Below are 7,073 nucleotides of genomic sequence, written 5' to 3'. Positions count from 1 at the left end.
CACGAACTTAGAGATCTTCTTGAAAAAGTACACAATGCTCTTTCAAGCTACCTATCAGGTCAGTTTTTAATTGCAACCTTTGTTGGAGTATACATTTCACTGGGACTTTATCTTGTAGGAATAAAGTATGCCTTCTTAATAGGTTTTGTTTCAGGAATTCTAAACATGATTCCTTATGTTGGGTTCTTCTCCGGTCTTGTTCCTTCCATCCTTCTTGCCATTTTTGACAACGGAGAGCTAAAGTACCTGCTCGGAGTCTTAACTGTCTTTTTAACAGAAGTTGGGATAGAGAACCTTATATATCCAATAGTTATGAGTAAGACTACGGGAATTAATCCTCTTTTAGTTCTGTTCTCGATCTTAGTTGGTGGTTATTACGGTGGAGTGCTTGGAATTATAATCGCTGTTCCTGTTGCAATAATGATTGTTCCTGTGTTTGAGAACTTTCTAAAGAAAAAGGAAAGCTACCAATGATTGTAGCTATAACTGGAAACATAGGTTCAGGAAAGTCCACGGTTTCGAATCTTTTAAAGGCTTTTGGTTACAAAGTTTTTAATGCAGACGAAATAGGCAAAAAAGTTCTTCTAAAAGGACGCAAAGGGTACAAAAGGGTATTGGAAGCCTTTGGGGAGAAAATTTTAACAAAAGATGATGAAATAGATACAAGGAAGCTGGCTTCAATTGTTTTTTCAGACAAGGAAAAATTGGATCTTCTAACTTCCATTACTCATCCTTTAATACTAGAAGAGATTTTAGATATAAAGAAGAAATACAAAAGAGAAATTGTCTTTGTTGAAGCTGCAATTGCTATTGAATACGGCTGGGAAGAAATCTTTGATTATGTTGTTTTAGTTTTCGCTTATAGAGGTCAAAGGCTCTTAAGGGCCGGAAAGAAGTTCGGATTGAAGGAGGCCATAAAGAGAGAGTCCTTTCAGCTTTCCTACAGAGAAAAGATACCTTATTCCCACTTTATGGTATGTAACACTGAAAATTTGTTACATTTAAAAAATCAAATTTTGGATCTTGTTAAGTACCTTGAAAGGGAGATAGAAAAGTGAAGGTTGTTTTTCTTGGTGATGTGGTTGGAAGACCAGGTAGAAGGGCAGTTCACCTCTGGTTAAGTGAAAACAGAAAAAAATTTGATCTTTGTATCGTGAATGGTGAAAATGGAGCAGCAGGCTTTGGACTTACTGAAAAAGTTGTAAAAAATTTACTCTCTTACGGAGTAGATGTAATTACTGGTGGAAATCATATTTTTGATAAAAAGGACATCTTTCAGTTTATAGATAACTATCCAATCTTAAGACCTGCAAACTATCCCAAAGGAACTCCCGGCAAAGGTTTTACCATCTTAAAAATAAAAGACAAGAAGGTTCTCATTGTTAATTTAATGGGAAGAGTCTTTATGGAGTGCCTCGATAACCCTTTCTTAAAGCTTGATGAGATTTTGGAGAGTAACAATGCTGATGTAGTGATTATTGACTTTCATGCTGAAGCTACTTCTGAAAAACAAGCTTTTGGTTTTTACGCCGATGGAAAAGCCACAGCAGTTCTTGGAACCCATACCCACGTTCAAACAGCAGATTTGAGAATTCTACCCCAAGGAACTCTTTATATTTCAGACGTTGGAATGTGTGGTGCAGTTGATACAGTAATAGGAATGGACAAGGAAGAAGGAATATCAAGATTTGTAAAACAACTTCCAGTAAAGTTCAAAGTTCCCGAAAAGCCGAAATTTATTCAAGTCTGCGGAGTAGCTTTTGAAATAGACGATGAAACTAACAAAGTACTAAACTTTGAAAGGATTTTTGAAATTTACGAAAGGAGAGAAGATGGCAGTTATATTAGACGGAAAGAAACTGTCAGCTAAGATTAGAAGTTCTCTTAAAGATGAAATCAAAGTTCTTAAGGAAAAAGCAGGAAGAGAACCTTCTTTAGCAGTCGTTCTTGTTGGAAACGATCCAGCAAGTGAAATTTACGTAAATAACAAGATTAAGGCATGCAAAGAGATAGGTATTAGGTCTATCGACAGAAAACTACCAGAAAACATTTCCCAAGAAGAACTTAACAATGTGGTTAGAGAACTCAATGAAGATGAAACTGTTGACGGAATTATTGTCCAACTACCACTGCCCAGACACCTATCTCCAAAGGAAGTTATAAACTACATTTCTCCGGAAAAAGATGTTGACGGCTTTCATCCCGTAAACGTTGGGAAGTGTATGCTTGGATTATATGATGAAGGCTTAATGCCTTGTACACCTTTTGGAGTAATGAAGTTCTTTGAAGAATACGGCATTGAACTTGAAGGTAAAAATGCTGTAATGGTAGGGCACAGCAACATAGTGGGAAAACCTCTTGCAAATATGCTTCTTAACGCAAATGCCACAGTTTCGGTTTGTCACATTTACACTAAAGACTTGGCATTCTATACTCGTAATGCTGATATCTTGTGTGTAGCGACTGGAGTTCCCCACCTTATAAAAGAGGATATGGTAAAAGAGGGAGTAGTTATCATAGACATTGGCATAAGTAGAGTAAACGGTAAGATTGTTGGAGATGTTGACTTTGAAAATGTAAAGAAAAAAGCATCTGCTATAACTCCGGTTCCCGGTGGTGTAGGTCCAATGACAATTACAATGTTACTTTATAACACTGTAAAGGCTTTTAAGATGAGGATGGGACTTTGAAAGTAATTCCTTACATAGATTTAGATGGATGTATAGGCTGTGAAATATGTGTGGAGATCTGTCCTAAAGAAGTCTTTGTGATGAGTGGCATAAAAGCTGTTGTTATGAGTCCTGAAAAGTGTAACGGCTGTTACTTGTGTGTTGAAAATTGTCCAGTTGATGCTGTAGAGCTAAAAATAGGAGAACCGTAAGGGGATAAGGTTGACATTCAAACAGTTTTTTTATTCAAGCTTGATGGTATTAATAGTCGTTGCTGTTACATTTTTTGCTCTTAAGAATTTTCAAGATGTAGAAGTCGTTATTCCATTTCTTGGAACGTTTCATACAAAAGTTTTTGTCGTAGTTGTTTTCTCTTTCTTGGCAGGTTTTATAACATCAGGACTTCTATCAATAATTCTAAAAATATTTTCTTTGCCATCAAATTTGAAGAAGAGGAAAAAAAGTGAGATTGGATCAGTTCCTGAAAGTGTCACGAATAGTAAAAAGAAGAACTCAGGCTAAGGAACTTTGTGATGCAGAAGTGGTAAAGGTTAATGGGAAACCTGTTAAAGCTTCAAAAGAAATAAAAGAAGGAGATTTAGTAGAAATAGACACCATTACAAGGTATTTAAAGTTTCAAGTTCTGGAAATTCCAAGAGAAAAGAATGTTTCAAAAAAAAGATCAAGGGAACTGGTAAAAATCTTAGAAGATAGAAAGAAAGACATAAGAGAAATTATAGACCTCATTTAGCGAGGGAAAGATGCCTAACTTCTTAGAAAGAGTGCTTGAAAACATAAAAAACTTTCCTGAAAAGGAAGTTTTTGTAGGAAAAAAGAACGGCAAATACTTTCCTTTAACCTACAGAGATTTCAAAGAACAAGTAATAGCTCTTGAAGAATTTTTAGAAGAACTTGGGGTAGAGGATAGAGTTGTTATCTTTATGGAAAACAGGCCTGAGTGGATTAGTAGCTTTTTTGGTATTTTATTTAAAGGAGGAATTGCCGTTCCTGTTGATTACCTTCTTTCTGAAAGAGAACTTTTCAACATCTTAAAGGATTCTCAACCAAAGTTTGTAATAACTTCTAATCAAAACATTGAAAAGGTAAACAGAGCAATAAAAGATATTGGATACCACATTCACGTTGTAAATATTGATGAAGTTTCCTTAAAACCAAAAAGAAAAAGTATTGAGTTTGTAAATAGGGATTTAGACGATGTAATAGTAATTCTTTATACCTCCGGAACTACCGGTAATCCTAAAGGTGTAATGCTTACTCTCAAAAACTTAGACCACAATATAAAAGCTGTTGAAAGCATAGGAATACTCAACGAGAACGATAGGTTTGTTGCTATTTTGCCTTTTCACCACACTTATCCTTTGATGGCAACAGCTATACTACCTGTAACTTTAAGATTGCCCTTAGCTTTCATAGAAAAACTTACACCAAACGATATCCTCTCCACTATTAATGATCAGAATGTAACTATTTTAGTTGGAGTTCCCAAGCTTTATCAGGTAATACACCACAATATAATGGTTGAAATCAAGAAGCTTCCTAGGCTTAAAAGGCAAGCAGTTTTGACCATTCTTAAGCTTTTTAGAAAGTTTGACATAAAATCTGTTGAGAAAAAGGTATTTAAAGAAATACACAATAGGATAGGAAGGAACCTCCGCTATCTCATAAGTGGCGGAGCAAAGCTCAGTGAAGAGGTATGGAGAGACTTCGAGGCATTTGGTTTTAACATTTTGGAAGGTTACGGACTAACAGAAACATCCCCTCTCATTTCTGTGAACCGTCCAGACAAGAAGAAAATAGGAACGGCAGGTCCTCCCGTTGATGAGGTTGAGGTTAAGATAACGGAAAAAGGGGAAATAATTGTTAGAGGCCCTAATGTTATGAAGGGCTACTACAACAAACCGGAAGAAACAGAAAAAGTAATTAAAGATGGCTGGTTCTATACAGGAGACTTAGGATTCATTGATGAAGATGGTTTTATTCACATCACAGGTAGGGTAAAGGAAGTTATTGTTCTTGACAACGGTAAAAATGTTTATCCTGAGGACATAGAAGTAGAGATACTTAAAAGTCCATACATTTTAGAGGTGGGTGTTTTCTATCAAGATGGAAGCTTGAAAGCTCTTGTAAGGCCAGATTTTGAGATTCTCGTTGAAGAAGGAGTAGAAGATATAAAGGAATTTATGAAAAGAGAAATACACGAAAGGACAAAGCATTTACAACCTTATAAGCGTATAAAAGAGTTTAAGCTAATAGATAGAGAACTGCCACGAACAAGAATAGGAAAACTTAGAAGATTTCTTCTACCTGAAGTTTGGAAAGAGGTGGACTAATGGAATTTTCAAAGCTACAGGGAACAGGAAACGACTTTATAGTAATAGACAATAGAGATGGTAAATTTGAAAGGTTCATAGGTGAAATTCCTATTGAAAGAGCTGTAGAAGCTATATCTTCTCGAAAAACGGGTGTTGGAGCAGATGGGTTAATTTTGGTAGAAGATTCAAAAATAGCTGATTTCAAGTGGCGTTTTTTTAACTCTGACGGTTCAACTGCTGAAATGTGTGGAAACGGTGCGAGGTGCGTTTCAAGATTTGCTTTTGAAAAAGGTATAGTAGGTAAGAGAATGACCTTTGAAACCCTCGCTGGAATTATAGAAGCAGAAGTCGATGGAGAATCAGTAAAAGTAAAACTTACAAAGCCTTACGACTTAAAACTTGACCTAGAGATAGAAGGGGTAAAAGGTCATTTCATAAATACAGGAGTCCCTCACTTTGTTTCTTTTGTAGAGGATTTAGAAAACGTTGATGTAAAACTTTTAGGAAGAAAGATAAGGTTTTCCTCCTTTTTCTCACCAGGAGGAACAAACGTTAACTTTGCAAAGGTAGAAAACGGAAAAGTTTTTGTAAGAACTTATGAAAGAGGTGTAGAAAACGAAACCTTGGCCTGTGGAACAGGTTCTGTTGCTTGTGCTTTAATTGCAAGTAAAAAATTTAACCTTAAATCACCAATAGAAGTTATTGTAAGAAGTGGGGAAAGTTTAAAGATCTACTTTGATGAGAACTTAGGAAATGTTTTCTTAGAAGGAAAGGTCGTTTGGGTATTTGATGGAGTGTTAAAGAGGGAAATCTTCAATGAAAGACTTAGCTAAGTTCATCAAGTTTCTTTCATTTATAGGCTATAACGAAGTAATTGTAAAAGGGAGAGAAGAAGAGGTGAAAGAAAATAGTTTAGAGGCGTTAGAAAGGTTAAAGGAAGAAGTTTTAAAGTGCTGCAAGTGTAGACTTTGTGATACAAGAACAAATGTCGTTTTTGGAGAAGGAGATTTACAAGCAAACCTTATGTTTGTTGGAGAAGCTCCCGGAGAGCAGGAAGACCTTCAAGGAAGACCTTTCGTTGGAAGGGCTGGACAACTTTTAACTAGGTTTTTAAACCTTTACGGAATTTCAAGAAACGATGTTTATATAACAAACGTTGTGAAGTGTAGACCTCCGGGCAATAGAAACCCTGAAACAGACGAAATAAGAAGTTGCTATCCTTTCCTTGAAAAACAGATAGAACTTATAAGACCAAAAGTTATCTTATGTCTTGGTGCTTTTGCAGCGAGAACCATACTAAATCTTCCAGAAAAAACGGCAATTTCAAGGATAAGGGGAAAACCTCAAACTTTAAAAGTTAAGGATACAGAAATAACGGTAATTCCTACTTTTCATCCTGCTTATCTACTTCGAAACAGGAAAGGAGAGCCGGAGTTTCAAAGGGACTTGGAGCTCGCTTTGAAACTAAGTGGATTTTTAAATTAGAGTTCCTATCAGGGCACTTCGGTTGAAAAAGACAAAACTAATTATAGAAATTCTTAAACTCCTTTCCGAAAAAGGCGAGGAGTTTTTAACAACTACTGAGATTTTTGAACTTCTTCGTCGTAGAGAAATTCTAAGCAAGAAAACTCCGAAAGAGGAAAAGCAGGAAAGAAAAAGACTCCAGAGGGCTTTAAACGACCTTTTTGAAGAAGGATACATTGAAAGAAGGTTTGGAGAACATAAGGGAAAAAAGCCTGAAGAATGGAGATTAAATCTAAAAGCATTTCCCTATCTTGTTTCCTATACTCACGAGGAAATAATGTCACTTTTTGTTCTCACGGCTTTTGTTCCCAAATGGTATAGAGAGTTTGAAGTATTAAAACCTGCACTAAAGGCTATAGAAAAGTTTGGAAAAGTCTTGGATGCTGAAAAGAAGGAAATAGCAAGAGAATCTTTTTTATACCTTCCCACACCTACCGAAAGGTTTTCAGCTATTGAAGGAAACACCCTCAAACTTTTATTTCAAGCTATAGTTGAAAGAAAAGGAATCTTAGTAACTTATAAGAACTTACAAAAAGAAATTTTTCCT

11 protein-coding genes are annotated in these 7,073 nt (G+C 35.9%); all 11 read left to right on the top strand.

All coding sequences use genetic code 11. The features are described 5' to 3' along the window. Window positions 1-474 (top strand): AI-2E family transporter (locus ABGX27_03260; GenBank protein ID MEO2068510.1); only part of this gene is annotated, 474 nt, incomplete at its 5' end. Then, on the top strand, window positions 471-1,058 hold the full coding sequence (gene coaE / locus ABGX27_03255) for a dephospho-CoA kinase (protein MEO2068509.1): 588 nt from the start codon (window positions 471-473) through the stop codon (window positions 1,056-1,058). The genes ABGX27_03260 and coaE, both read left to right, overlap by 4 nt. Beyond that, the gene (locus ABGX27_03250; GenBank protein ID MEO2068508.1) at window positions 1,055-1,870 is read left to right on the top strand and encodes a TIGR00282 family metallophosphoesterase; all 816 of its coding nucleotides are present in this window, start codon (window positions 1,055-1,057) and stop codon (window positions 1,868-1,870) included. Before coaE ends, ABGX27_03250 begins: the two co-directional genes overlap by 4 nt. Then, a complete protein-coding gene (folD, locus tag ABGX27_03245; protein MEO2068507.1) occupies window positions 1,833-2,690 on the top strand; it encodes a bifunctional methylenetetrahydrofolate dehydrogenase/methenyltetrahydrofolate cyclohydrolase FolD in 858 nt (285 codons plus the stop codon). The genes ABGX27_03250 and folD overlap by 38 nt, the downstream gene beginning before the upstream one ends. Beyond that, on the top strand, window positions 2,687-2,881 hold the full coding sequence (locus ABGX27_03240) for a 4Fe-4S binding protein (protein ID MEO2068506.1): 195 nt from the start codon (window positions 2,687-2,689) through the stop codon (window positions 2,879-2,881). The genes folD and ABGX27_03240 overlap by 4 nt, the downstream gene beginning before the upstream one ends. A gap of 43 nt (window positions 2,882-2,924) precedes the next feature. Beyond that, window positions 2,925-3,191 (top strand): hypothetical protein, encoded by a 267-nt coding sequence (locus ABGX27_03235; GenBank protein MEO2068505.1) that lies wholly within the window; start codon window positions 2,925-2,927, stop codon window positions 3,189-3,191. Further along, entirely contained in the window at window positions 3,133-3,420 is a 288-nt protein-coding gene (locus ABGX27_03230; protein ID MEO2068504.1) for a S4 domain-containing protein, read from the top strand. Before ABGX27_03235 ends, ABGX27_03230 begins: the two co-directional genes overlap by 59 nt. Before the next feature lie 10 nt (window positions 3,421-3,430). After that, on the top strand, window positions 3,431-5,020 hold the full coding sequence (locus tag ABGX27_03225; protein MEO2068503.1) for an AMP-binding protein: 1,590 nt from the start codon (window positions 3,431-3,433) through the stop codon (window positions 5,018-5,020). Then, on the top strand, window positions 5,020-5,835 hold the full coding sequence (dapF, locus tag ABGX27_03220; protein ID MEO2068502.1) for a diaminopimelate epimerase: 816 nt from the start codon (window positions 5,020-5,022) through the stop codon (window positions 5,833-5,835). The genes ABGX27_03225 and dapF overlap by 1 nt, the downstream gene beginning before the upstream one ends. Beyond that, the gene (locus ABGX27_03215) at window positions 5,819-6,487 is read left to right on the top strand and encodes a uracil-DNA glycosylase (protein MEO2068501.1); all 669 of its coding nucleotides are present in this window, start codon (window positions 5,819-5,821) and stop codon (window positions 6,485-6,487) included. The genes dapF and ABGX27_03215 overlap by 17 nt, the downstream gene beginning before the upstream one ends. A 22-nt stretch (window positions 6,488-6,509) precedes the next feature. After that, window positions 6,510-7,073 (top strand): hypothetical protein (locus tag ABGX27_03210; GenBank protein ID MEO2068500.1); only part of this gene is annotated, 564 nt, incomplete at its 3' end.

It is taken from the genome of Desulfurobacteriaceae bacterium (assembly GCA_039832905.1).
In the GTDB taxonomy this organism is placed as follows: Bacteria; Aquificota; Aquificia; order Desulfurobacteriales; family Desulfurobacteriaceae; genus Desulfurobacterium.
This window is presented reverse-complemented; position numbering and strand designations above follow the sequence as displayed.

Coding starts and splice junctions, on each gene's coding strand:
- coaE (MEO2068509.1), top strand. CDS start 471: ATGATTGTAGCTATAACTGGAAACATAGGTTCAGGAAAGTCCACGGTT.
- folD (MEO2068507.1), top strand. CDS start 1,833: ATGGCAGTTATATTAGACGGAAAGAAACTGTCAGCTAAGATTAGAAGT.
- ABGX27_03235 (MEO2068505.1), top strand. CDS start 2,925: ATGGTATTAATAGTCGTTGCTGTTACATTTTTTGCTCTTAAGAATTTT.
- ABGX27_03225 (MEO2068503.1), top strand. CDS start 3,431: ATGCCTAACTTCTTAGAAAGAGTGCTTGAAAACATAAAAAACTTTCCT.
- dapF (MEO2068502.1), top strand. CDS start 5,020: ATGGAATTTTCAAAGCTACAGGGAACAGGAAACGACTTTATAGTAATA.
- ABGX27_03215 (MEO2068501.1), top strand. CDS start 5,819: ATGAAAGACTTAGCTAAGTTCATCAAGTTTCTTTCATTTATAGGCTAT.